The organism is Stenotrophomonas bentonitica (genome assembly GCF_013185915.1).
Lineage (GTDB): Bacteria > Pseudomonadota > Gammaproteobacteria > Xanthomonadales > Xanthomonadaceae > Stenotrophomonas > Stenotrophomonas bentonitica.
Genome location: NZ_JAAZUH010000003.1, coordinates 273646 through 295315, shown reverse-complemented (window position 1 = coordinate 295315; position 21670 = coordinate 273646). Strand labels below are relative to the sequence as shown.

Genomic DNA, 21670 nt, shown 5'->3' with positions numbered 1-21670 from the left:
TGAAAATCAGAACGCAGGCTGCAGATGCATGTTGTGCCCGCTGTCCGGTTCACCCACATGGTTCAACTGCCCCACCAGTTCCGAATGCTGCTTCATGCGACCGATCTCGCGCATGATGCGGATGTCCTCGTGGCGCAGCTCGCGCTTGGCGGTGACCGCCTGCTTATAGTCGAGCACTTCCGGGTAGAGCTGGGCCATGTCCAGCGCTTCGGCAACGCATTCCACGCTGTCCGCATCGGAGGTGATCCGCGCGCGGCTGTTGAACGCCTTCATCCAGCGCTCGAACCCGGCGGTGTGGTCGAACATGTTGGCCATGAACCAGATCACGAACAGGATCGAGACCCACGAACCGAACACGATCACCACGCGGGTGAAGGTGATATGGAAGTCGTCCTTCCACAGGTAATTGGCGATCAGGCCGAGGATGAGCAGCGACGCCGCCTGCCAGCCGACGATGGACGCCATGAGCCACTGGCCCTTGGCCTTGGCCAGGGTGGCCACTTCTTCGCGGATCTGTTGCTCACTCTTGTTGCGCCAATGCGCGACCTGCTTCTCGAACGGGCTGCTGTACAGCTCGTTGTCCTGGAGCAGTAAACCCAAACCTTTGAACAAAGCGATCATCACGGGCTCCTTCGGGAACGTGCAGCAGCGCATTGGACTTACGGTGAGGCGGATTCAGTTCTAAGCAGGTTCGTTGCGCTTGGCAATGGGCAGTGCGACAAAACGCCGCAGGGGGTCTGGCTGAATGGGCGGGGCGCGCGAAATCTTGCGCGGTGCATCATGAAGAACCCGCGCCGAAAGCTGAAAAAGCCACCCGATTTCTGTTGCAGGCGCACAATTTTGAACGATGGCGCAAACGGACCGTGGCCGGGGTGTCGTACATCACGCAGAATTGACGCAACCGCGCAGGACGGCGGTGTCCCGAACCCCCAGGAACCGCGCAATGTCGTCACTGCTGCACCGCCTTGCCCGCCCCGCCACGCTGCCGATCCGGCGTTGGGTGCTGGAGGCGTTTCCCCGCGACCAGAGCGGCATCGACTACGACCATCCGCTGGGCGACCCGGGCTGGTTCGGACCGGACAGCGCCACCTGGCGGGTCAACGCCGAGCTGCCCGGCATGCTGGCCGGCGGGTTGTGCGCGCTGATGCTGCAGACCCTGCACCCGCTGGCGCTGGCCGGGGTGTACGACCACTCCAATTTCCGCGAAGACCTGGTCGGGCGGCTGCGTCGGACCACTTCGTTCGTGGCCTGCACCAGCTATGCCGCTTCGGGCGAAGTGGAAGCGCTGGTGGCCAAGGTGAAGCGCATCCACGCGCAGGTACGCGGGACCACGGCGGACGGGCAGGCGTACTCGGCCGATGATCCGGACCTGCTCACGTGGGTGCACGTGACCGAGGCCTATGGCTTCCTGCAGGGCTGCCGACGTTACTGCCGCGATGTGCCCGAAGCGATCGCCGACCGCTACTACAACGAGTACCGCCGTGTGGCAGAAGCATTGGGGGCTACCGACGTGCCGGCAACCGAAGCGGAGGTGACCGCGTACTTCGAGCGGCAGCTGCCGGTGCTGCGCTGCGACGCGCGTTCGCGCGAGGTCCTGGCAGTGTTGTCCGGGATACGTCTGCCCGTACCCATGCCCGGAGTGTCCCGCGACCTGTTCCTCAGCGCGGGTGCGGCGATGCTGCCGGAGTGGGCCAATACGATGCTGGAGCGCACGCCGTTGCAGCGCGCACAGGCGCGTGCGTCGGCAAAGGTGTTGCAGGGTATTTCACCCTTGTTCCACCGCGCATTGCATGACGGCACCGCCCCCCGGGCCTGCAAGCGCGTGGGCGTGCCAGTGAGTGTGCTGGCGCATTGGTGAGGGTCGCTTGGGTCTGGCGCCGCGTGGGACACGCATGGCGTGTCGCTACGCAGGTATGCCCCGCGAATGCCCGATGCGCACGGCGAATTCCCGGTACGTGCATCGGCGGACGCGTAGCGACACGCCACGCGTGTCCCACGGATGGCTGATCGACACCAAAGAAAAACGGACGCCGAAGCGTCCGTTTTTCATTCAACCATTGCTACCAATCACCACACCTTGACCCGCTTCTCCGGTGCCAGGTACAGCTTCTGGCCTTCCTTCACTTCGAACGCCGGGTACCACGCGTCCAGGTTGCGCACGGTGAGCGCGCGGAACTGGCCCGGCGCGTGCACGTTGGTCAGCAGCGAATTGCGCAGCGCCTGCTCGCGCGCCTTGCTGCGCCAGGCCTGGGCGAAGCCCAGGAAGAAGCGCTGGTCGGGGGTGAAGCCTTCCAGGGTCTGGCCCGGCTTGCCCTGCAGCGACAGCTGGTAGGCGTCGTAGGCGGTGGCCAGGCCGGCCACGTCGGCGATGTTCTCGCCCAGGGTCAGGCGGCCGTTGACCGACACGCCCGGGAACGGCTGGTAGCTGCTGAACTGCGCCGCCAGCGCGTCGCCGGCTGCGTTGAACTTCTTCAGGTCTTCGGCCGTCCACCAGTTGTTCAACTTGCCGGTCTGGTCGAACAGCGCACCGGCATTGTCGAAGCCGTGGCTGATCTCATGGCCGATCACCGCGCCGATGGCGCCGTAGTTCACCGCGTCGTCGGCCGCGCCGTCGAAGAACGGCGGCTGCAGGATCGCGGCCGGGAACACCAGGCGGTTTTCCAGCGGCACGTTCATCGCGTTGATGGTCTGCGGCAGCATCGCCCATTCGCTGTGGTCCACCGGCTGGCCCAGCTTGGCCAGGTTGCGGCGGTACTCGAACAGACTGGCACGTTCGGCATTGCCCAGCGCGTCGTCGCGCTTCACTTCCAGGCCGCTGTAGTCGCGCCACTTGTCCGGGTATCCCATGCCCACGGTCAGCCCTTCCACCTTGGCCTTGGCGTGCGCCTTGGTTTCCGGCGACATCCACTCCAGCGCGTCGATGCGCTTGGCGAAGGCGGCGATGATGTTCTTGGCCATCTCGTCGGCGCGGGCCTTGGTGGCCGGGTCGAAATGCTTCTCGACGTAGATCTTGCCGATCGCTTCGCCTACCGCGTTGTTGCTCTCATCCACCGCACGCTTCCAGCGCTCGCTCTGCTGCGGGGTGCCGTTGAGCACGGTGCCGTGGAAGGCGAAGCGCGCGTCGGCCATCGCCTTGGGCAGGTACGGCGCGGCGCGGTCCAGCGCATGGAAGGTCAGGTAGTCCTTCCACACGTCCAGCGGCTCGGTGGCGACCAGGCGCGAAATGCCGGCCACGGCCTTGGGCTGCCACACGATGAAGTCGTCCTGCTTGTCCAGGCCGGCGGCGGCCAGGAACGCGGCCCAGTCCATGCCCGGCGCCTTGGCACTCAGGTCGGCCTGCTTCCACGCGTTGGCGCCCTTGGCCACGTCGTTGGTTTCTTCCTGGGTGGCATGCGCCTGCGCGATGCGGGTTTCCAGCGCGACGATGCGCTGCGCCTTCGCCGCCGGGTCGGCCACGCCGGCCAGCTGCAGCACCTGGGCGATATAGGCCTGGTACTGCTTGCGCAGCTCGGCCATGCGGCCGCCCTGCAGGTAGAAGTCGCGGTCGGGCAGGCCCAGTCCGCCCTGCACCAGGTACGGCGCGTTGCGGTCCGGCTGCAGCAGGTCCACCGACACCCAGGTGCCGAACAGGCGGTCGGTGTAGAAGTTGGTGGCGTTGAGCAGGTCCACGTCGGCGCGCAGGGTGCCACCCAGCGCGGTGGCCAGCGCGGACTTGTCGGCGATGCCGCCGATGGCGTCCAGTTCCGGCTTCACCACGCCCATGCCGCGCGATTCGATCCCGGCTTCGTCCATGAACGCGGCGTAGTAGTCGCCGATCAGCTTGGTTTCACCGTCGGCCTTGGTGTCGGCCGCCGCGCCTTCGAGGATGGCGCGGGTGTCGGCCAGGGTTTTCTCGGAAATGACATTGAAGCTGCCGAAACTGGAGCGGTCGGCCGGGATCTCGGTGTTCTTCACCCAGTTGCCGTTTGCGAAGCCGAAGAAGTCGTCACCGGCGGCGACGCTGCGGTCCATGCCGGTGGCGTCGAAGCCGAAGCTGCCCAGCTGCGGCTTGGGCGCGGCGGGCGGGGTGGCGGCGGTATCGGACGCGGGGGTGGTGGTCGGCGCGGCCGCATCGCGGTCGCAGGCGGCCAGGCCCAGCGACAGGCTGGCGGCAATGGCAAGCATCAGGGTGGGGCGGCGCAGCTTGGACATGGACTTCTCAGGCAACGGGGAAACCGCAAGTCTAATCCGCGCTGACACTGCGGGAGGGTGCCTGCGGCTACCCCAGACAGGTTCCGATCATCGGTGTTTCACTGCCCGGGCGCGTGGCGACGCGTTCATCGAATAGTGGCTCCAGGTACCGGGGGGCGCCCCCTTCCCGAGGCGCCCGGGCTCGTGCATGCTGGGGCCAAGGCGCTGGGCCAAGGCCTGGCCCGTGGGGAACGGGTCCGCAGGGCGTCAAGAAATTGCGACGTCGGCCGCTCAGGTTGGGGAAACCAGGAAGCGTTTACATGAAGTCAGGCCGTCACGCTGGTAGGGGTATGCAATGCCCGCACTGAGCCAGCCGATGGCGCGGCCGCTGCGCACGATCGTCTGGCTGGGCATCGGCATGGGCCTGCTGCTGGGCGTGGGCCTGGTGGTGATGCTGGTCAACGACTTCCAGCGCCGGCAGGACGCTGCGCAACGGCAGAGCTCGGCGCTGGCAACCGGTTCGCAGCGCCTGCTGCGACTGGAACTGCGCAATCTGGAACGCGCCATGCGCGGCATTGCCGCCGACGGCGCGCAGCTGTTCGACAGCGTGCCCACGCAGGCGCCGGACCTTTTGGATGACTCCATCGACGGGGTCCTGCAGCGCCACGGCGAACTGGAAAGCATCGTGGTGGTGGACCAGTTCGGGCGCGCGCTGACCAGCGGCGGCGGCGATCTGACCCTTCCACTTTGGATCGTGGAAAACCATCGCGGTGCCGACAGCCAGCTGTACCTGGGCCCGCCGCAGGACCTGGGCATGCGGCGCTGGGTGCTGCCGCTGGCGCTGCGCATGGGCGAAGACCGCTGGCTGCTGGCGCGGATGCATACCAGCGAGCTGCAGTCGATCATCAGCGGGCTGGACATCGGCTACCACGGGGTGATCTCGATCAGCGACGTGAGCGGCCATGTGCTGGCGCGCAGCCCGGACAACGAAGGCCTGACCGGCAAGCAGTTCAACCTGCAGCGGCGCGACCTGATCGGGCGCGATGCGGTGCTTGCACTGGGCATCGAATACAGCCCGATCGACAAGGTGGAGCGCATTTCCACCCTGACCACGCTGGCCGAGTACCCGCTGGCGGTGTATGCGGGGCTGGGCCGGCAGGACGTGCTGGCGCCGTGGTGGCCGTACGCGCAGGCCTCGGTGGGCCTGTTCCTGCTGTACTGGGGCGCGTTCGCGCTGGTCTACACCAGCCTGCACCGCGCCACCCGCCGCCAGGACGCGATGAGCGCCGAGCTGCGCACCGGCCACGCCGAGCTGCGCCTGGCCCACCAGGTCGGCAAGATCTGCACCTGGACCGTGGACGAAGACGCCGCCGTGCTGCGCTGGTCGCCGCTGGCCCGCGAGATCTTCGGCATTCCGATCGATTCGCTGCCGGTGGCCGAATTCTTCCAGCGCGTGCACCACGAAGACGCGCCGCGCCTGCAGGAGGCGTTCCACCACGCCTTTGCCGGCAACAGCGTGCTGGATGAAATGTTCCGCGTGGTGCTGCCGGGCGGCACCACGCATTGGGTGTCGGCACGCGGCCAGCTGGCCGGTGGCGGCGACCAGGAGCGGCGCATGATCGGCGCGCTCACCGACGTGAGCGAGCGGGTCCAGGCGCTGGCGCGCGCGCAGCAGGCCGAGCGCCAATTCCGCCTGCTGTTCGACCGCAACCCGGCGCCGTTCTGGGTGTTCGACCCGGACACGCTGCGCTTCCTGGAAGTGAACGAAGCGGCGGTGCGCCAGTACGGCTACAGCCGCGACGAATTCCTGGCCATGAGCATCCTCGACATCCGCCCGCGCGAAGGCTGGGAAGAGATCCGTGGTGCCATCGCCAGCGCCGCCAATGGCGACCTGCCGGACGCCCGGGTGCGCCTGCACCGGCGCAAGGACGGCACCGTGTTCGAAGTGCGCGCGCACCTGGCGCGGCTGGATTTCGACGGGCGCGAGGCGTGCCTGGTGCTGGCCGAGGACATCAGCGACCGCATGGCCTATGAGCGCGACCTGGCCTACCACGCCACCCATAACCCGGCCACCGGCCTGCTCAACACGCGCGCGCTGGCCGCGCAGCTGGACGAGGAAGGCGGCAGCTACACCATCGCCTATGTGCAGTTCCGTGGCCTGCAGCTGGTGGCCGACACGCTGGGCCGCGAAGTGGGCGAGGTGGTGCTGCAGGCCATGGCCAAGCGCCTGGGCGGACTGGGCGTGCGCTATGGCCTGCTGGCGTTCCAGCCGGCCGAGGATTTCATCTTCGCCATCCGCGACGACCACGAGCGCCAGACCGCGCTGGACACGCTGCTGCAGACCGTTTCAGAACCGGTGCGCGGGCAGGACTGGCTGCACCAGTTCGAACCGCGCATTGGCGTGGCGGTGAAGTTCGAAGGCGACGTGGTCAGTGCCGAACAGGTGATCGGCATGGCCGCGCAGGCCGCGCATGCGGCGCGCGACGAGGGCAACGTGATTGCCTGGTTCGACAGCACGGTGAGTTCGCGGCTGGCCGATCGCCTGCGCCTGGCCGGGCGCATCCACAGCGCGATCGATGCCGAATTCGAACTGTACTTCCAGCCGATCTGCCACGCCGCCGACGGCACGCCGGCGTCGCTGGAAGCGCTGCTGCGCTGGCCGCAGGCGGACGGCAGTTTCGTTCCGCCGGGCGAGTTCATCCAGGTGTGCGAAGACACCGGCTTGATCCTGGCACTGGGGCGCTGGGTGATCCGTGAAGCGGCGCGCGCGCAGCGCCAGCTGGTGGACGCCGGCTGGGACCTGCCGATCGCGGTGAACGTGTCGGCGGTGCAGTTCTTCAACAGCGACCTGGTGGCCGAGTTCCAGCGGGCCAGCCAGGAATTCGGGCTGGCGCGCGGCGCGCTGCACGTGGAGCTGACCGAGAGCAGCCTGATGCGCAAGCCGGGCCAGGCCAAGCAGACCATGCAGCGCATGCACGAGCAGGGCATCCATATTTCGCTGGATGACTTCGGCACTGGTTACTCGAACATGTCCTACCTGCAGCACCTGCCGCTGGACATCCTGAAGATCGACCGCAGCTTCGTGGCCGATGTGGAAACCAACCCGCGCAATGCCTCCATCTGCCGCGCGCTGCTGTCGCTGGGCCACAGCATGGGCCTGACCGTGATCGCCGAAGGCGTGGAAACCCCGGGCCAGCACGAGTGGCTGGCCGCGCACGGCTGCGACCAGGTGCAGGGCTACCTGCTGGGCCGGCCGGCCCCGCTGGTGGACGTGATCGGGCGGCTGGAGCTGGCTGCGGTGTGATGGCTGTGGTGGGGCAAGCCGCTGGGGGCACGATTTGGGAGGGTCGCATCCCGATCGACCGCACGTACGGGTGATCGGCACGGTGAGGCATGAACCTTGGTCGAAAAAGCGCCTCCGTCAGACGTCCATGCCTCAATGGGGTGATCACCGTTATCGGCGGTCGATTGGGATGCGACCCTACCGTCAGTGTTCCGTTCATGGAACTAATCTAGGCCGTCACTGGCGTTTAATTGCATGGATATTGGTAATAGCCTGTGGCTCTGGATTCCCCGGAGCTCCGCCATGACCCGCCTGCCGTCGCTGTACATCTCCCATGGTTCGCCGATGACCGCCCTGCAGCCGGGGCTGGTGGGCGTGCGCCTGGCCGAGCTGGCGGCGCAGCTTCCGCGCCCGCGCGCGATCGTGATGGCCTCGGCGCACTGGCTGACCCGCCAGCCGGTGGTGGGCGCGCACCCGCAGCCGCCCACCATCCATGATTTCGGCGGTTTCCCGCAGGCGCTGTTCGACCTGCAGTACCCGGCGCCGGGCGACCCGGCACTGGCGGACGAGATCGCCAAGCGCCTCGACAAGGCCGGCCTGCCCACGCTGCAGGACCCCACCCGTGGCCTCGACCACGGCGCCTGGGTGCCGCTGCGCCTGCTCTACCCGCAGGCCGACATTCCCGTGGTGCCGCTGGCGCTGCAGCCGCTGCAGGGGCCGGCCCACCAGTTCGCGCTGGGCCGCGCGCTGGCGCCGCTGCGCGAGCAGGGCGTGCTGCTGGTCGGCTCGGGCAGCATCACCCACAACCTGCACGACTTCCGCGAGTACCAGAGCGGTGGCGAGGCGCCTTATGTGCGCCCCTTCATCGAATGGGTGGAGCAGCGCCTGCAGGCCGACGACAGCGCCGCACTGCTCGATTACCGCCGGCAGGCGCCGTATGCCGAGCGTGCGCATCCGACCGACGAGCACTTCCAGCCGCTGCACTTCGCACTCGGCGCGGCCGGTGGCGATGCGCTCGGCGCGCAGCGCATCGACGCGGGTATCGACGCCGGCATGCTGGCCATGGACATCTACCGCTTCGACGGCCCCGCGCACTGACGCGCGGGGCGCTTGTCCTACGCGGTTACGGATGGGTGTGGTAATTTTTTTCCAGGCTTTCTGGAAAATGCATGCATACGATTGAAGTCGTCCTCGCGATGCTGGTGGCGGTAGTCGCCAGCGGCTACCTGGTAAGGGTGCTGCCGTTGTCGGTGCCGCTGCCTCTGGTGCAGATCGGGCTGGGCGCGGTGATCGCCGGGGTGTTCAACCGTGGCCACGCGCTGGAACCGGAGATGTTCTTCCTGCTGTTCCTGCCGCCGCTGCTGTTCCTGGACGGCTGGCGCATTCCCAAGCAGGGCCTGTTCCGCGACAAGGGCGTGATCCTGGAGCTGGCGTTCGGGCTGGTGGTGTTCACCGTGCTCGGTGCCGGCCTGCTGATCCACTGGATGATTCCGGTGATGCCGCTGGGCGTGGCCTTCGCGCTGGCCGCGATCATTTCACCGACCGACCCGGTGGCGGTCAGCTCGATCGCCAAGAGCGCGCCGATCCCCAAGCGCCTGATGCACATCCTGGAAGGCGAGTCGCTGTTGAACGATGCCTCGGGCCTGGTCTGTTTCCGCTTCGCGGTGGCAGCGGTGATGACCGGCGCGTTCTCGCTGGCCGACGCCTCGCTGACCTTCCTGTGGGTGGCGGTGGCCGGGCTGGCGATCGGCGTGGCGGTCACGCTCGGCGTGTCCACCTTCCAGCGCTGGCTGTGGCGGCGCTTCGGCGAAGAGCCCGGCGCGGCGATGCTGGTCAACCTGCTGATCCCGTTCGCGGCGTATCTGCTGGCCGAAGAGGCCAATGCCTCGGGCATCCTGGCTGCCGTGGCGGCGGGTGTCACCATGAGCTACGTGGAGCTGACCGGCCGTGTCTCCGGCAGCATGCGCGTGCAGCGCATGGCGGTATGGAACATGCTGCAGTTCGCCTTCAACGGCATCATGTTCGTGCTTCTGGGCGAGCAGCTGCCGGGCATTGTGGACCGCGCGATGACCACGGTGAGCGAAAGCGGCCACCACAGCGCGTGGTGGCTGCTTGTGTATGTGGTGGTGATCAACCTGGCGCTGGTGCTGCTGCGCTTGGCCTGGGTGTACCTGTCGCTGCGCTGGAGCCTGCTGCGCGCGCGGCACCGGGGCGAAGCCAGGCAGGGCACCTCGTGGCGGATCGTGGTGGCTACTTCGCTGGCCGGCGTGCGCGGTGCGATCACGCTGGCCGGTGTGTTGACCCTGCCGCTATTCCTGCCGGATGGCACGGCGTTCCCGGCGCGCGACCTGGTGATCTTCCTGGCGGCGGCGGTGATCCTGGTGTCGCTGGTCGGCGCCAGCGTGGCGTTGCCGCGCTTGTTGAAGGGGCTGGAACTGCCGGCCGATTCGGGTGAGCGCAAGGAAGAAGACCTGGCGCGGCGGCTGGCCTCGAAGGCGGCCCTGGCCGGGGTGGAGCGCATGCGCCAGCAGCTGGTGCAGAACCAGACCACCGACAACGTGCAGCTGTACAACGACGCGGCGTCGCGGGTGAGCCTGTTGTACCAGCGCGTGTTGGAGAAGGATGACGGCCCGGATGCGGACCCGGAAAAGGTGCGCAGGATGGAGCAAGGGTATCGGCAGCTACGCAGCGCCGGGCTGACCGCCGAGCGCGAAGAATTGTTCCGGCTGACCCGGCGCGGCAGGATTTCCGATGAGATATCGCGGAAATTGATCCGCAACCTGGACCTGCTGGAGACCCGGCAGCGGGATTGACGACGCTGCCAACGGGGCCTGATTCCGGGCGATTCATCGGTAGGGTCGGTTCCCGAACGACCGCCGATAATGGTGATCGGCTCTGGGACGCATGACCTCGAACGGAAACGCGCCTTCGTTTGCGGTCCATGCGTCAACGAACGTTGATCGCGTACTTGCGGTCGTTCGGGAACCGACCCTACCGATGAAGCCACATCGCACTGTGGACGGCCGCAGGGTCGTCCACGCGTGCCCGGGGCACCCGGCCGGTTATTCCGCCGGCTTCTGATCGAGGTAATACGCCACCACCGTCCCCTTGACCTTGATGGTCATCGGGTTGCCGCGGCGGTCGCGGGCCTTGCCGGCCTGCACGCGGATCCAGCCTTCGCTGACCGAATACTCCTCAACGTTGTCGCGTTCGACATTGTTGAAGCGGATGCCCACGCCGCGCTCCAGCGCTGCGGCATCGTGGAAGGGGCTGGCCGGGTTGATCGCCAGGTGGTCGGGAGGGGTATCGCTCATGGGTATCGGTCGTTGAGGGCCACCACGGCCGTCTTCAGGCGCACAGGATAAACCGAGTCGCCGCCGGGGCCGAATTTCGCTTCCTGCCAACGCCCGGCCACGGCAGAATGCCTGCCTGTCTCCAGGAATACCGGTCATGCCCGACAACAGCGATTATTTCGACTTCGAAGAAGACGAGCGCGATTTCGACGAAGACGACTTCGAGGCGCGGATCTGGAACCTGTTCGTGCTGATCAACCCGGGCGACGAGGAACTGGGCCTGCAGCAGTTCAACCGCTGGCGCGAAGCGCTGCTGGAGAGCGGCCAGGAGGTCGACGAGGAGGCGGAGTGGCTGGAGCCGCTGATGACCGCCATCGCCTGGCAGTCGGGCTTCGAAGTGGAACGCGACGATGCCGACGCGCTGGTGTCGGCGGTGAACGAGCTTTCGGCGCGCTTCAACGTGCAGGTGGACTGGGGTGGCGATCTGGATGACGAGGATTTCGCCGCCGACGTGGACGCACCGATGTTGATGGCGACCGCGTACGACCGGCTGCGCGAGCACAATTACTCGCTGTGGAGCGTGGACACCGGCAACGGCGGCCTGGCCGGCTGGATGGCGCTGAGCCGCGACGACGACGCCATGCTGGCGCTGTGTTCGTTGCTGGGCGTGGAAGTGCGGCCGGGTTCCGATCCGTTCTGACCGACGCTCGAAATCCGTAGTGCCGGCCGCCGGCCGGCTCTGCATGGTGGCGGCATCGCGAGGAGCCGGCCGGCGGCCGGCACTACGCCGGTTCGGTGTACTGCGATCTCGCGTTGGCGATTACCGCTTTCACCAGCGCTCTGTCGGTGTGCCGCGAAATCGCCTTGGCACCCAATGCAATCGCCTTCTCGCGTAACGGGGCCGGCACGTCGTAATGCGCGCCGCTGCGGCGGTTCTGGAAGGCCCGCCGGGGAATCCCGAGCTGCGCCGCCATGGCGTGCAGCTCGGGCAGGGTGTCGGCCATCAGATGCGCCCAACGCTCGTCGCGCCAGGGGTGTACTGCATCGTCGATATAGACCGTCACCGGGTCGCCGTGGCTCAGGCCTGCGGCTTGTCGTCGCTGGCGGCCGGGGTGGCCTCGGCGTCAGCCGGGGCGTCTTCGGCGGCGGTTTCAGCGGTTTCGCCTTCTTCGCCTTCCGCCTCTTCCACGCCTTCGAACTCGGAGACCAGCTGCGCCAGGTACTCGTCGGCGGTCTTGCCTTCATCGGCGGCGAGGTCGTCGATCAGCTGCTGCAGCTGGGTCGAGTATTCCAGGGTGACCTTGCGGCCTTCCTTTTCCTGCACGTTGGAGAGGTGCTTGAGCATGGCCAGCATCGGCACCGGGTTGTCGGCGTTGCCCATGGTCTGGCCGCCAATGGCCAGCAGCCATTCGGTGCCCTGCAGGCCGATCGCGGCGACGACCTGGCCCTCTTCGTTGGTCAGCACGGCATGGTTCTGCACCGGCTGCTGGGCGTTGAGGCGGTTGATCGGGCGCTTCGGCTGGAGCTTCTTGCGCTTGTCGCGCTTGGCTTTGGAGAGCTTGGACATGGGGTTCGTTCGTTCTGGATCGGAAAGGACCCATTGTAGAGGCCACAGCCGTTTCCGGGCGTTTTCATGCCGGAATCGAGCGTTGCCGGGTGCGCGTGCGGTCGGCTGGGGCGCGACCCTACCGGCGGTGGACCATTGGCCGGGGCTGCCGCCTCAGGGCGAGGCGGTAGCCGGGGCTGCGGCCGGGGCTGAAGTGGGTGCCGGGACCGGAACGATGGCCGGGGCGCCCTGGGTGGCGTGGATGTCGGCATCCTGCACGGTGGGCGAGAGCGCTACTTCCTGCCCGGAACCGGCCAGGGCGGCGGCTTCGGCGGCCTTGGTCATCACCACGATGCTGATCCGGCGGTTGATCGGGTTGTCCGGCTGGGTCTTGTCGAACAGCACCGAGGACGACAGGCCGACCACGCGGGTGACCTTCTCGTCGGCCATTCCGCCGTCCAGCAGCGCACGCCGGGCGGCGTTGGCGCGGTCGGCGCTGAGCTCCCAGTTGCTGTAGCCGTGCGCGGCGTTGTACGCAGTGATGTCGGTGTGGCCGGTAATGCTGATCCGGTTCGGCACGTGGTTGATGAACTGCGAGAGCTCGCGAAGGATGTCGCGGGTGTAGCCCTTCAGCGCCGCGCTGCCCACGTCGAACATCGGCCGGTTCTGCTTGTCCACGATCTGGATGCGCAGGCCTTCCGGGGTCAGGTCCAGCAGCAGCTGGTCCTTGAACGGCTCCAGCGCCTGGCTCTTGCTGATCGCCTCTTCCAGCTCCTGCTTCAGCACTTCCAGCTGCTTCTTCTCACGCTCGCGCTCGTCTTGCTGCGGCACCGGACGTTCGGCCTGCTGGTTCTGGAACGGGTCGTTGCTGGTGCCGCGCGAGACGTCGGTGGCGCCGCCCAGCTTGATCATCGAGGTGCTGGCGCCGCCCGGGCCGGCCATGCCCGGGGCGGGCGTGGAGCTCTGACCGGTGAGCGGGCTGGGATTGCGGAAGTATTCGGAAATGGCGGCGCGCTCGGGCTTGGTGGTGGCCGCCATCAGCCACAGCACCAGGAAGAACGCCATCATCGCGGTCACGAAGTCGGCGTAGGCCACCTTCCAGGCGCCGCCGTGGTGCGCGCCATGCCCGGCCTTCTTGACCTTGCGGACGATGACGGTGGGTTTGTTCTCGGCCATGGCAGTGCCTTACTTGACCGTCTTCAGGTGGGCTTCGAATTCGCTGAAGCCCGGGCGCACGTTCGACGGCAGGGTCTTGCGGGCGAATTCCAGCGCGATCTTCGGGTTGTAGCCACGCAGGCAGGCCAGCAGGGCGGTCTTCACCGACTCATAGATGCGGCTGTCCTGTTCGGCGCGCGCTTCCACGGCCGCCGCCAGCGGGCTGACGAAGCCGTACGCCAGCAGGATGCCCAGGAAGGTACCGACCAGTGCACCGGCCACGTGCGCGCCCACTTCCTCGATCGCACCGCCGATCGAGCCCATGGTGATCACGATGCCCAGCACCGCGGCGACGATGCCGAAGCCGGGCAGGCCGTCGGAGACCTTGTTGAGCGCGGCCGAAGGCTGCATCGCTTCGGCATGGTGCTTTTCCAGCTCCATTTCCAGCAGCGGTTCCAGTTCGTGCGGCTCGATGTTGCTGCCGATCATCAGGCGCAGGCAGTCGGTGATGAAGTCGACCAGGTGATGGTCGGACTGCACCTTGGGGTAGTTGGCGAAGATGGCGCTGTCGGCCGGGCGCTCGACATGGTCTTCCAGCGCCATGAAGCCCTCGCGGCGGGCCTTGTTGAGCAGTTCGTAGAGCAGGCTGAGGACGTCGATGTAGTCCTGCTGCTTGTAGCGCGGGCCCTTGAACACGCTGATCGAGGCCTGCAGGGTCTGCTTGACCGTCTTCATGGGGGTGCCGACCAGGAACGCGCCCAGTGCGGCACCGCCGATGATGACCAGCTCATAGGGCTGCCACAGGGCGCCCAGCTTGCCGTGCGCGCCTACATAGCCGCCGAGCACGCTGAGGATGACGATGAGGAAGCCGACAATGATGAGCATGGGGCAGACGCGGAGGTGGGGATATCTCCTTGTCGGCACCACGTGAAGGTTTCTGAAGGGTGGCGTCCGTTCGACGTCACACTTTTGCGATCAGCCGGCCGGTTCCGCCTCGGCCCCGCCGCGCTGCAGCGGATCGGGATAGGCCGCGCCGTTGGGGGTGAACGACAGCGAGACCGAGTTGAGGCAGTGCCGCTCCAGGCTCGGCAACGGGCCGTCCGGGAACACATGGCCCAGATGGCTGTCACAGCGCGCACAGGTGATTTCGGTACGGACCATGCCATGACTGGTGTCACGGATTTCGCGCACGTGGTCGCGGTCGAACGGGGCGAAGAAGCTCGGCCAGCCGGTGCCGGAGTCGAACTTGGTGCTGGAACGGAACAGCGGCAGGCCGCACAGCCGGCAGCCGTAGACGCCGTCCTGCTTGTTGTCCAGGAACACGCCGCAGAACGGGGCTTCGGTGCCGTGCTGGAGCAGCACGCGCCGTTCGTCTGCGCTGAGCCCGGCTTCCAGCGCCTGGCGCTGGGCATCGCTGGGCGGGGAGAGGTCGAAAGCAGTCATGGGGGGTCCTCGTGGGGGTAACGGCTAGATGGGGGCGGGCGCGGCGCTGGGCAAGCGCGTCTGCGCCCCGCTAAGGTGTTCATGGTGCTGACACGCGGGCAGGCGCAGGGTGAATGCCTGTCCCACCGTGAGCACGTGCCATGAAACGCCTTTCCCGCCTGGCCCTTTCGCTGCTGGTGCTGCTGCCGCTGGTGGCAGCCGCGCAGATCGCCGCGCCGCGCAAGCCTACCGATACCCGTCCAGTGACCACGCCCATGCCGGCCCAGCCTGCGGCGCGGCCCGCCGACGCGCTGTCCGCGCCACCGCAGCCGATAAGAGCGCCCACGCAGGGCATGCAGCCGCTGCCCACGCATCCGATCCAGAGCCAGGGCCCGGCGCGCGTGGTGCCGCCTGCACCGCCGGCCACCACCGCCCCCGTCAAGGTGTATGACCGCAACGGCCGCATCGTGCCGGGCATGCAGCAGGCCGGTCCGAACCGCGTACTGGATACGCGCACGGGTCGCTACTACGACTCGGTACCGGCCGGTGATGGGCAAAGCATCCGGCCCTGATGCATGAACGCTTTACAACACATTCCCGCAGTCATCGGCGTCAACGCATCCGCTCACTTCTTTTTCGCCTGCGATTAACCGGTTTTCGCCGAGTCTGTACGTGCGCCGCAACACCGCGCATCCCAATGGTAGAAGGTGCAATTCCTATGGCTAACCAGCAGAACCAGAATCCCGGCAAGATGCCGCAGGATCAGCAGGGCCAGCAGAACCAGAAACCCGGCCAGCAGAACCAGCAGCAATGGGATCAGCAGAACCAGAAGGGTGGTAAACAGCAGGATCAACGCAAACCGGACCAGAAGCAGCAGCGTTGACGCGCTGGTAGGCAGTTGACCCACAGGGGCGGTGCGCACATGCGCGCCGCCTTTCTGCGTTCTGCGGCGCTTAGTCTGGAATGGGCAGGGTCAGCGTTTCCTTGACCTCTTCCATCACGATGTAGCTCTTCGACTCGCGCACGTGCGGCAAGGTCAGCAGGGTGCTGCCGAGCAGCTTGCGGTACGACGCCATCTCGCTGATGCGCGCCTTGAGCAGGTAGTCGAAATCGCCGGATACGAGATGGCACTCCAGCACGTTCGGCAGCTTCAACGCCGCACGGCGGAATTCCTCGAAGATGTCGCCGGACTTGTAGGCCAGGCTGATCTCCACGAACACCAGCAGGCTGGCCTTGAGGTACTGCGGGTCGAGCCGGGCGTAGTAGCCGGTGATCGCGCCGTCGCGCTCCAGCCGACGCACGCGCTCGGTGCAGGGGGTGGTGGACAGGCCCACGCGTTCGCCCAGTTCGGTGAACGAAATGCGCCCTTCCTCCTGCAGGATGCGCAGGATCTTGCGGTCGATCTTGTCCAGCTCGCGGGAACGGGCAGCCACAGCGTCAGCCTCTCGGGGGTGTTGGCGCGACAATACCCTGCCTGAGACGCCAAAAACAGACAAATTGCATGGTTTGGCCGGAATATACTTCCCCAATTATGGTCCCGGCACGCTCCAGTGCAGGGAATGATCCGGTTGGAGAGGTCTCATGCGCGTTCTAGTCCTTGGCAGTGGGGTAATCGGCACGACCAGTGCCTGGTACCTGCGGCAGGCCGGGTTTGAAGTCACCGTGGTCGACCGCCAGCCCGGTCCGGCACTGGAAACCAGCTTCGCCAACGCCGGCCAGCTCTCGTTCGGCTACACCTCGCCGTGGGCCGCCCCGGGCGTGCCGCTCAAGGCGGTGAAGTGGCTGTTCTCCGAACACGCGCCGCTGGCGATCCGCCCCGGGCTGGACCTCAACCAGTACCGCTGGCTGGCCCAGATGCTGCGCAACTGCACGCACGAGCGCTACGCGATCAACAAGGCGCGCATGGTGCGCATGTCCGAGTACAGCCGCGACTGCCTCAACGAGCTGCGTACCGAAACCGGCATCGAGTTCGAAGGCCGCGACCTGGGCACCACGCAGCTGTTCCGCACCCAGCAGCAGCTGGACGCCTCCGCGCAGGACATCGAAGTGCTGGCCCAGTACGGCGTGCCGTATGAAGTGCTGGACCGCGCCGGCATCATCGCCCACGAACCGGCGCTGGCCAGCGTGGCCGACACGCTGGTGGGCGCGCTGTGGCTGCCGCGCGACCAGACCGGCGACTGCCAGCTGTTCACCCGCCGCCTGGCGCAGATGGCCATGGACGCCGGGGTGGAATTCCGCTTCGACCAGGACATCGCCGGGCTGGTCACCGACGGCGACCGGATCACCGGCGTGCGCATCGACGGCAAGGTGGAAACCGCCGACCGCTACGTGGTCGCGCTGGGCAGCTACTCGCCGTCGCTGGTGGCGCCGCTGGGCATGCACCTGCCGGTGTACCCGCTGAAGGGCTACTCGCTGACCCTGCCGATCACCAACGCGGCGATGGCGCCGACCTCGACCATCCTGGACGAGAGCTACAAGGTGGCGGTGACCCGTTTCGACGACCGCATCCGCGTGGGTGGCATGGCCGAAGTGGGCGGGTTCGACCTGTCGCTGTCGCCGCGCCGCCGCGCCACCCTGGAAAAGGTGGTGCGCGACCTGTACCCGGACGGCGGCGACCTGTCGCGCGCCGAGTTCTGGACCGGCCTGCGCCCGGCCACCCCGGACGGCACGCCGGTGATCGGCGCCACCCCGTACCGCAACCTGTTCCTCAACACCGGCCACGGCACGCTGGGCTGGACCATGGCCTGCGGTTCGGGCCGTTACCTGGCCGACCTGATGAGCGCGCGCCAGCCGCAGATCAGCACCGAAGGCCTGGATATCTTCCGTTATGGCGGCCAGCACGCCGCGTCCGTCCAACACAGTGAACCCAAAGCATGCGTCCAGCCCGCGCGTTGATCGACCTGGATGCGTTGCGCTCCAACTTCCGCCTGGCCCGTGAACTTGGCGGCGGTCGCAAGACCCTGGCCGCGGTAAAGGCCGACGCCTATGGCCACGGTGCCGTCGCCTGCGCGCGCGCGCTGGACGGCGAAGCCGACGCGTTCGGCGTGGCCTGTATTGAAGAAGCGCTGGAACTGCGCGCGGCCGGCATCAGCGGCCCGATCCTGCTGCTGGAAGGCTTCTTCGATGCCGACGAGCTGCCGCTGATCGTGCAGCACAAGCTGTGGTTCGCGGTGGCCGCGCCTTGGCAGGTGGACGCGGTGGAAGCGTTCCAGACCGACGCCACGCTGCAGATCTGGCTGAAGCTGGACAGCGGCATGCACCGCCTGGGCCTGGCCCCGGCCGAGTTCCGCGCCGCGCATGCGCGGCTGTCGGCCCTGCCGCAGGTGGCGCCGATGGTGCTGATGAGCCACATGGCGCGTGCCGACGAACTGGACAGCCCGCGCACGCGCGAACAGGCCGACCTGTTCGCCGCCACCATTGAAGGGCTGGCCGGCGAAACCAGCCTGTGCAATTCGCCGGCCCTGCTGGGCTGGCCGGACGTGCGCAGCGACTGGGTGCGCCCGGGCCTGATGCTGTACGGGGCCAACCCGCTGGCCGCGCACAACGCCTTCACCGAGCGCCTGCGCCCGGTGATGACCATGCAGTCGAAGATCTTCGCCACCCGCGAGATCGCCGCCGGCGAACCGGTCGGCTATGGCGCCCGCTTCGTCGCCGAGCGCCCGACCCGGGTCGGCGTGGTGGCGCTGGGCTACGCCGACGGCTACCCGCAGTTCGCCCCGAACGGCACCCCGGTGCAGATCGATGGCCAGCCCGGCCACCTGATCGGCCGGGTCTCGATGGACATGCTCACCGTGGACCTCACCGACCTGCCGCAGGCCGGGGTGGGCAGCACGGTCACCCTGTGGGGCGACGCGCCCCGCCTGGACGTGCTGGCCCCGCTGTGCAAGGTCAGCGCCTATCAGCTGCCGTGCGCGGTCAAGCGCGTGGCACGGGTGCTCAGCGGCCGCTAGCCGGCGGCAGCAGGCGGCGCAGCCAGTCGTCCAGCAGGCGCTTCTCGAAGCGCAGCGGGTCGTTGTTGCTCAGCAGCCCGGTGTTGGTCAGGTAGCCCATGTCGATCAGCTTCTCATCGCCCTGCTGCAGCACCGCGCCCTGGGCATCGCGCAGGGTGAAAGTGAGGCTGATCCGCGGCGGGTAGATGTTGCGCATGATCCGGATGTCGTTGCCGCGCGGGCCGTTCTGCGGCTCGAAATCGCCGGCCCGCTTGATGTCGGTGATCTCCACGTCCAGGGTCTGGCCCGGCGCCAGGCGCTTGCTGGCGCTGCTGCGCAGGTAGTCGGCCAGCTGGTACACCCAGTTGCCGCTGCGCGCTTCGAACTGGTTGGAGCTGCTGCGGATCTCGGTGAACTGGGCCGGGTCGGTCCACTTCACCTGGACCGGGCTTTCGCCGGTGAGCGCGCGCGGCGCGTCCGGCGCGGTGACCGTTCGCGGCGCGGCCGACGCGCAGCCGACGAGCAGCATCAGACAGCTCAAAGCACCAGCCAGCAAGGGTTTGCGGTTCATGGCACAGCCTCGGTCAGGGTGTTGAAGGAGAGACACTACGGAGTGTGATCCTGTTCACGCGACGGAACAATTGCCTTGGACAATACGCCAACGGCCGTCCGGGCATGGTTCACTTACGTCAAAACCGGGCCGTTGTTTGACGCGACGAATACGCGCTCTGAACGATGCTGTGTCCTTCCGCGCCATCCGCTACCTTTCTTGACGCCCTTGTCCAGCCTGACTGCCTCGACCTTTACACGTGCGCCGCATGCGGCCCCCGTTCCCGACCCTTCCCTGCACCGTGCGTTGCTGGAAGGCTTGAGTGCGGGCTTCTGCATCATCGAAGTGATGATCGAGAACGGCGTCGGCGTTGACTATCGCTTCCTGGAAGTGAACGAGGCATTCGAACGCAATACCGGCCTGCATGACGCCACCGGGCGGTTGATGAGCGAGCTGCAGCCCAACCATGAAGTCGAGTGGTACCGGGTGTACGGCCAGATCGCGACGACCGGCCGTTCCCAGCAGTTCGAGCTGGAAGCCCGCGCGCTGGGCCGCTGGTATGCGGTGGAAGCGATGCGGGTGGGCGAAGCGCACGAGCGCCGGGTGGCGATCCTGTTCTTCGACATCACCAACCGCAAACAGATCGAAACGGAACTGGCCGAGAGCGAGGCGCGCTTCAGCGCGCTGGCCGACGGCCTGCCGATGCCGGTGTGGGTGCTGGACGAACTGGGCCATGCGCGCTTCGTCAACAGTGCCTTCAGTGAATTCTTCGGTGGCGACGAACAGCGCGTGCCGGAAGATGTGTGGCGCGGGCTGGTGCAGCCCGACGATGTTTCGGTGTTCGACTACGAACTGCAGGCCGCGCTGCGCGCGCAGCGTTCGATGCAGGTGCTGGTGCGTGGGCTGCGTGCCGACGGCGAATGGCGCTGGCTGGAAATGAATGCCAAGCCGCGCTTCTCGCGCGCGGGCCGTTTCATCGGCCTGGCCGGCAGCAGCACCGACGTGACCGAGCGCCGCGAGATTGAAATGGCGCGCGAAGAGCTGCTGCAGTCCGAGCGCGCCGCGCGCAACGCCGCCGAGAGCATGGCGCGCCTGAAGGACGAGTTCCTGGCCACGCTGTCGCACGAACTGCGCACCCCGCTGACCACCATCCTCGGCTGGAGCGAACTGCTGCTGCAGCGCGTGGACGACACCAGCCCGCTGTACAAGGGCCTGGGCGTGATCGCCAACAGTGCGATGGCGCAGAAGCGGCTGATCTCGGACATGCTGGACCTGAGCAGCATGCTGCTGGGCAAGGTGCAGCTGGAAGTGGAAGTGCTGGACCTGCGCGCGCAGCTCACCGAGGCGCTTCGCGCCCAGGAGCTGGTGGCCGAAGGCAAGGCGCTGGACATGAAGCTGGTGATGCCCGACGAACCGGCGCTGGTGCTGGGCGATGGCACCCGCCTGCAGCAGGTGCTGTGGAACCTGCTCAGCAACGCGATCAAGTTCACCCCGGCCGCCGGCTCGGTGACTGTCACCCTGTCCACCGACGGCGCGCACTGGACGGTGAGCGTGGTCGACTCGGGCGATGGCATCGCCCCCGAATTCCTGCGGCACCTGTTCAGCCGCTTCCGCCAGGCCGACGGCACCACCACCCGTCGCCACGGTGGGCTGGGCCTGGGCCTGGCGATCGTGCAGCAGCTGGTGGAACTGCACGGCGGCTCGGTGGCGGCCAACAGCGAAGGCCATGGTAGGGGTGCCGAATTCACCGTGCAGCTGCCGCGCTACCAGCCGCAGGCCGACGGTCGGCCGCTGCGCGAAGTGTTCAGTGGCCCGATCCACGAGCAGCTGATCGAACCGTACCCGTTGAAGGGCCTGCGCCTGCTGGCGGTGGAAGACCAGCCCGAAGTGCTGGAATACCTGCGCCGGCTGCTGGAAGAGCAGGGCGCCCAGGTCACCGCCGTCGCCTCGGCCGCCGAAGCGCTGGCGCTGCTGGACGACGGTGGCCATGAAGAGGTGGACGTGCTGCTCACCGACATCGGCATGCCCGGCATGGACGGCTACGGCCTGGCCGCCGCGCTGCGCAACGACTTCAAGCTGGACGCCGCCGCCCTGCCGATCGTGGCGGTCACCGCCCTGGCCCGCGCCGACGACCGCAAGCGCGCGCTCGCCTCGGGCTTTCAGGAGCACGTGGCCAAGCCGTATTCGGTGGCCCAGCTGGTGTCCGCCGTGCGCACCGTACTGGCCGCCAACCGCGACTCCGCGCAGCGCGCAGATACGCAATAGCACCGCCCGGTACGTGAACACCGCGCGGTACGTGGCACCCCGAACACCGCACGGTAC

At 67.4% G+C, this 21670-nt stretch carries 20 protein-coding genes; 10 read left to right on the top strand and 10 right to left on the bottom strand.

Going from position 1 to position 21670, the window contains the following annotated elements:
* Positions 1 to 6 precede the first annotated feature (6 nt).
* The gene (locus tag HGB51_RS17265) at positions 7 to 621 is read right to left on the bottom strand and encodes a hypothetical protein (protein ID WP_070208776.1); all 615 of its coding nucleotides are present in this window, start codon (positions 619 to 621) and stop codon (positions 7 to 9) included.
* Between the two features lie 322 nt (positions 622 to 943).
* On the opposite strand from HGB51_RS17265, the gene HGB51_RS17260 reads away from it, so the two are divergent.
* On the top strand, positions 944 to 1858 hold the full coding sequence (locus HGB51_RS17260) for an oxygenase MpaB family protein (protein ID WP_070208758.1): 915 nt from the start codon (positions 944 to 946) through the stop codon (positions 1856 to 1858).
* A 209-nt stretch (positions 1859 to 2067) separates the two neighbouring features.
* Here HGB51_RS17260 and HGB51_RS17255 read toward each other — a convergent pair whose 3' ends face one another.
* Positions 2068 to 4191 carry a M13 family metallopeptidase gene (locus HGB51_RS17255; RefSeq protein WP_171966908.1) on the bottom strand — a complete coding sequence of 708 codons (2124 nt, stop codon included), beginning with the start codon at positions 4189 to 4191 and terminating at the stop codon, positions 2068 to 2070.
* Between the two features lie 334 nt (positions 4192 to 4525).
* Here HGB51_RS17255 and HGB51_RS17250 point away from each other — a divergent pair, with 334 nt between their 5' ends.
* The 3 genes from HGB51_RS17250 to HGB51_RS17240 all read left to right on the top strand — a co-directional run bounded on the left by HGB51_RS17250 (position 4526) and on the right by HGB51_RS17240 (position 10266).
* Positions 4526 to 7474, top strand: a complete 2949-nt coding sequence (locus tag HGB51_RS17250; RefSeq protein WP_070209406.1) for a bifunctional diguanylate cyclase/phosphodiesterase — start codon at positions 4526 to 4528, stop codon at positions 7472 to 7474.
* A 282-nt stretch (positions 7475 to 7756) separates the two neighbouring features.
* Positions 7757 to 8551: a dioxygenase family protein gene (locus HGB51_RS17245; RefSeq protein WP_070209405.1), complete on the top strand. Its 795-nt coding sequence runs from the start codon at positions 7757 to 7759 to the stop codon at positions 8549 to 8551.
* Positions 8552 to 8622: 71 nt separating this feature from the next.
* Positions 8623 to 10266 carry a Na+/H+ antiporter gene (locus HGB51_RS17240; protein ID WP_070209404.1) on the top strand — a complete coding sequence of 548 codons (1644 nt, stop codon included), beginning with the start codon at positions 8623 to 8625 and terminating at the stop codon, positions 10264 to 10266.
* Between the two features lie 249 nt (positions 10267 to 10515).
* On the opposite strand, the gene HGB51_RS17235 is transcribed toward HGB51_RS17240, so the two are convergent.
* A complete protein-coding gene (locus tag HGB51_RS17235) occupies positions 10516 to 10767 on the bottom strand; it encodes a DUF3297 family protein (RefSeq protein WP_070209403.1) in 252 nt (83 codons plus the stop codon).
* Between the two features lie 136 nt (positions 10768 to 10903).
* Here HGB51_RS17235 and HGB51_RS17230 point away from each other — a divergent pair, with 136 nt between their 5' ends.
* Positions 10904 to 11446 (top strand): DUF6630 family protein, encoded by a 543-nt coding sequence (locus HGB51_RS17230; protein WP_070209402.1) that lies wholly within the window; start codon positions 10904 to 10906, stop codon positions 11444 to 11446.
* An 82-nt stretch (positions 11447 to 11528) separates the two neighbouring features.
* Here the strand turns inward: HGB51_RS17230 and HGB51_RS17225 are convergent, their stop codons facing one another.
* From HGB51_RS17225 to msrB, 5 genes are all read right to left on the bottom strand, one after another.
* Positions 11529 to 11810: a DUF4031 domain-containing protein gene (locus tag HGB51_RS17225; protein ID WP_070209401.1), complete on the bottom strand. Its 282-nt coding sequence runs from the start codon at positions 11808 to 11810 to the stop codon at positions 11529 to 11531.
* A 14-nt stretch (positions 11811 to 11824) separates the two neighbouring features.
* Positions 11825 to 12313 carry a hypothetical protein gene (locus tag HGB51_RS17220; RefSeq protein WP_070209400.1) on the bottom strand — a complete coding sequence of 163 codons (489 nt, stop codon included), beginning with the start codon at positions 12311 to 12313 and terminating at the stop codon, positions 11825 to 11827.
* Positions 12314 to 12466: 153 nt separating this feature from the next.
* Complete coding sequence (gene motB, locus HGB51_RS17215; RefSeq protein ID WP_171966907.1) at positions 12467 to 13468, bottom strand: flagellar motor protein MotB; 1002 nt, start codon at positions 13466 to 13468, stop codon at positions 12467 to 12469.
* A 9-nt stretch (positions 13469 to 13477) separates the two neighbouring features.
* Positions 13478 to 14332, bottom strand: coding sequence for a flagellar motor stator protein MotA (gene motA / locus HGB51_RS17210; protein WP_070209673.1), 855 nt, complete (start codon positions 14330 to 14332; stop codon positions 13478 to 13480).
* Positions 14333 to 14422: 90 nt separating this feature from the next.
* A complete protein-coding gene (msrB, locus tag HGB51_RS17205) occupies positions 14423 to 14890 on the bottom strand; it encodes a peptide-methionine (R)-S-oxide reductase MsrB (protein WP_070209672.1) in 468 nt (155 codons plus the stop codon).
* Positions 14891 to 15030: 140 nt separating this feature from the next.
* On the opposite strand from msrB, the gene HGB51_RS17200 reads away from it, so the two are divergent.
* Positions 15031 to 15441 carry a hypothetical protein gene (locus tag HGB51_RS17200; RefSeq protein WP_070209671.1) on the top strand — a complete coding sequence of 137 codons (411 nt, stop codon included), beginning with the start codon at positions 15031 to 15033 and terminating at the stop codon, positions 15439 to 15441.
* A gap of 146 nt (positions 15442 to 15587) precedes the next feature.
* Positions 15588 to 15752: a lana protein gene (locus tag HGB51_RS17195; protein ID WP_171966906.1), complete on the top strand. Its 165-nt coding sequence runs from the start codon at positions 15588 to 15590 to the stop codon at positions 15750 to 15752.
* Positions 15753 to 15822: 70 nt separating this feature from the next.
* Here the strand turns inward: HGB51_RS17195 and HGB51_RS17190 are convergent, their stop codons facing one another.
* Entirely contained in the window at positions 15823 to 16302 is a 480-nt protein-coding gene (locus HGB51_RS17190; RefSeq protein ID WP_070208992.1) for an AsnC family transcriptional regulator, read from the bottom strand.
* Positions 16303 to 16450: 148 nt separating this feature from the next.
* On the opposite strand from HGB51_RS17190, the gene HGB51_RS17185 reads away from it, so the two are divergent.
* Complete coding sequence (locus HGB51_RS17185) at positions 16451 to 17764, top strand: D-amino acid dehydrogenase (protein ID WP_070208991.1); 1314 nt, start codon at positions 16451 to 16453, stop codon at positions 17762 to 17764.
* Positions 17743 to 18819, top strand: a complete 1077-nt coding sequence (gene alr / locus HGB51_RS17180; protein ID WP_070208990.1) for an alanine racemase — start codon at positions 17743 to 17745, stop codon at positions 18817 to 18819. Before HGB51_RS17185 ends, alr begins: the two co-directional genes overlap by 22 nt.
* Here alr and HGB51_RS17175 read toward each other — a convergent pair.
* On the bottom strand, positions 18806 to 19369 hold the full coding sequence (locus tag HGB51_RS17175; RefSeq protein WP_084739079.1) for a DUF3016 domain-containing protein: 564 nt from the start codon (positions 19367 to 19369) through the stop codon (positions 18806 to 18808). The two genes, alr and HGB51_RS17175, sit on opposite strands and share 14 nt — an antisense overlap.
* A 207-nt stretch (positions 19370 to 19576) precedes the next feature.
* On the opposite strand from HGB51_RS17175, the gene HGB51_RS17170 reads away from it, so the two are divergent.
* The gene (locus HGB51_RS17170; protein ID WP_084739078.1) at positions 19577 to 21613 is read left to right on the top strand and encodes an ATP-binding protein; all 2037 of its coding nucleotides are present in this window, start codon (positions 19577 to 19579) and stop codon (positions 21611 to 21613) included.
* The last annotated feature ends 57 nt before the right edge of the window (positions 21614 to 21670 follow it).

Excerpts from the sequence above, each read along its gene's own strand:
- alr (WP_070208990.1), top strand. The coding sequence starts at position 17,743 with ATGCGTCCAGCCCGCGCGTTGATCGACCTGGATGCGTTGCGCTCCAAC.
- motA (WP_070209673.1), bottom strand. The coding sequence starts at position 14,332 with ATGCTCATCATTGTCGGCTTCCTCATCGTCATCCTCAGCGTGCTCGGC.
- HGB51_RS17230 (WP_070209402.1), top strand. The coding sequence starts at position 10,904 with ATGCCCGACAACAGCGATTATTTCGACTTCGAAGAAGACGAGCGCGAT.
- motB (WP_171966907.1), bottom strand. The coding sequence starts at position 13,468 with ATGGCCGAGAACAAACCCACCGTCATCGTCCGCAAGGTCAAGAAGGCC.
- HGB51_RS17220 (WP_070209400.1), bottom strand. The coding sequence starts at position 12,313 with ATGTCCAAGCTCTCCAAAGCCAAGCGCGACAAGCGCAAGAAGCTCCAG.
- HGB51_RS17245 (WP_070209405.1), top strand. The coding sequence starts at position 7,757 with ATGACCCGCCTGCCGTCGCTGTACATCTCCCATGGTTCGCCGATGACC.
- msrB (WP_070209672.1), bottom strand. The coding sequence starts at position 14,890 with ATGACTGCTTTCGACCTCTCCCCGCCCAGCGATGCCCAGCGCCAGGCG.
- HGB51_RS17250 (WP_070209406.1), top strand. The coding sequence starts at position 4,526 with ATGCCCGCACTGAGCCAGCCGATGGCGCGGCCGCTGCGCACGATCGTC.
- HGB51_RS17265 (WP_070208776.1), bottom strand. The coding sequence starts at position 621 with ATGATCGCTTTGTTCAAAGGTTTGGGTTTACTGCTCCAGGACAACGAG.
- HGB51_RS17235 (WP_070209403.1), bottom strand. The coding sequence starts at position 10,767 with ATGAGCGATACCCCTCCCGACCACCTGGCGATCAACCCGGCCAGCCCC.
- HGB51_RS17200 (WP_070209671.1), top strand. The coding sequence starts at position 15,031 with ATGAAACGCCTTTCCCGCCTGGCCCTTTCGCTGCTGGTGCTGCTGCCG.
- HGB51_RS17185 (WP_070208991.1), top strand. The coding sequence starts at position 16,451 with ATGCGCGTTCTAGTCCTTGGCAGTGGGGTAATCGGCACGACCAGTGCC.
- HGB51_RS17260 (WP_070208758.1), top strand. The coding sequence starts at position 944 with ATGTCGTCACTGCTGCACCGCCTTGCCCGCCCCGCCACGCTGCCGATC.
- HGB51_RS17255 (WP_171966908.1), bottom strand. The coding sequence starts at position 4,191 with ATGTCCAAGCTGCGCCGCCCCACCCTGATGCTTGCCATTGCCGCCAGC.
- HGB51_RS17175 (WP_084739079.1), bottom strand. The coding sequence starts at position 19,369 with ATGAACCGCAAACCCTTGCTGGCTGGTGCTTTGAGCTGTCTGATGCTG.
- HGB51_RS17240 (WP_070209404.1), top strand. The coding sequence starts at position 8,623 with ATGCATACGATTGAAGTCGTCCTCGCGATGCTGGTGGCGGTAGTCGCC.
- HGB51_RS17195 (WP_171966906.1), top strand. The coding sequence starts at position 15,588 with ATGGCTAACCAGCAGAACCAGAATCCCGGCAAGATGCCGCAGGATCAG.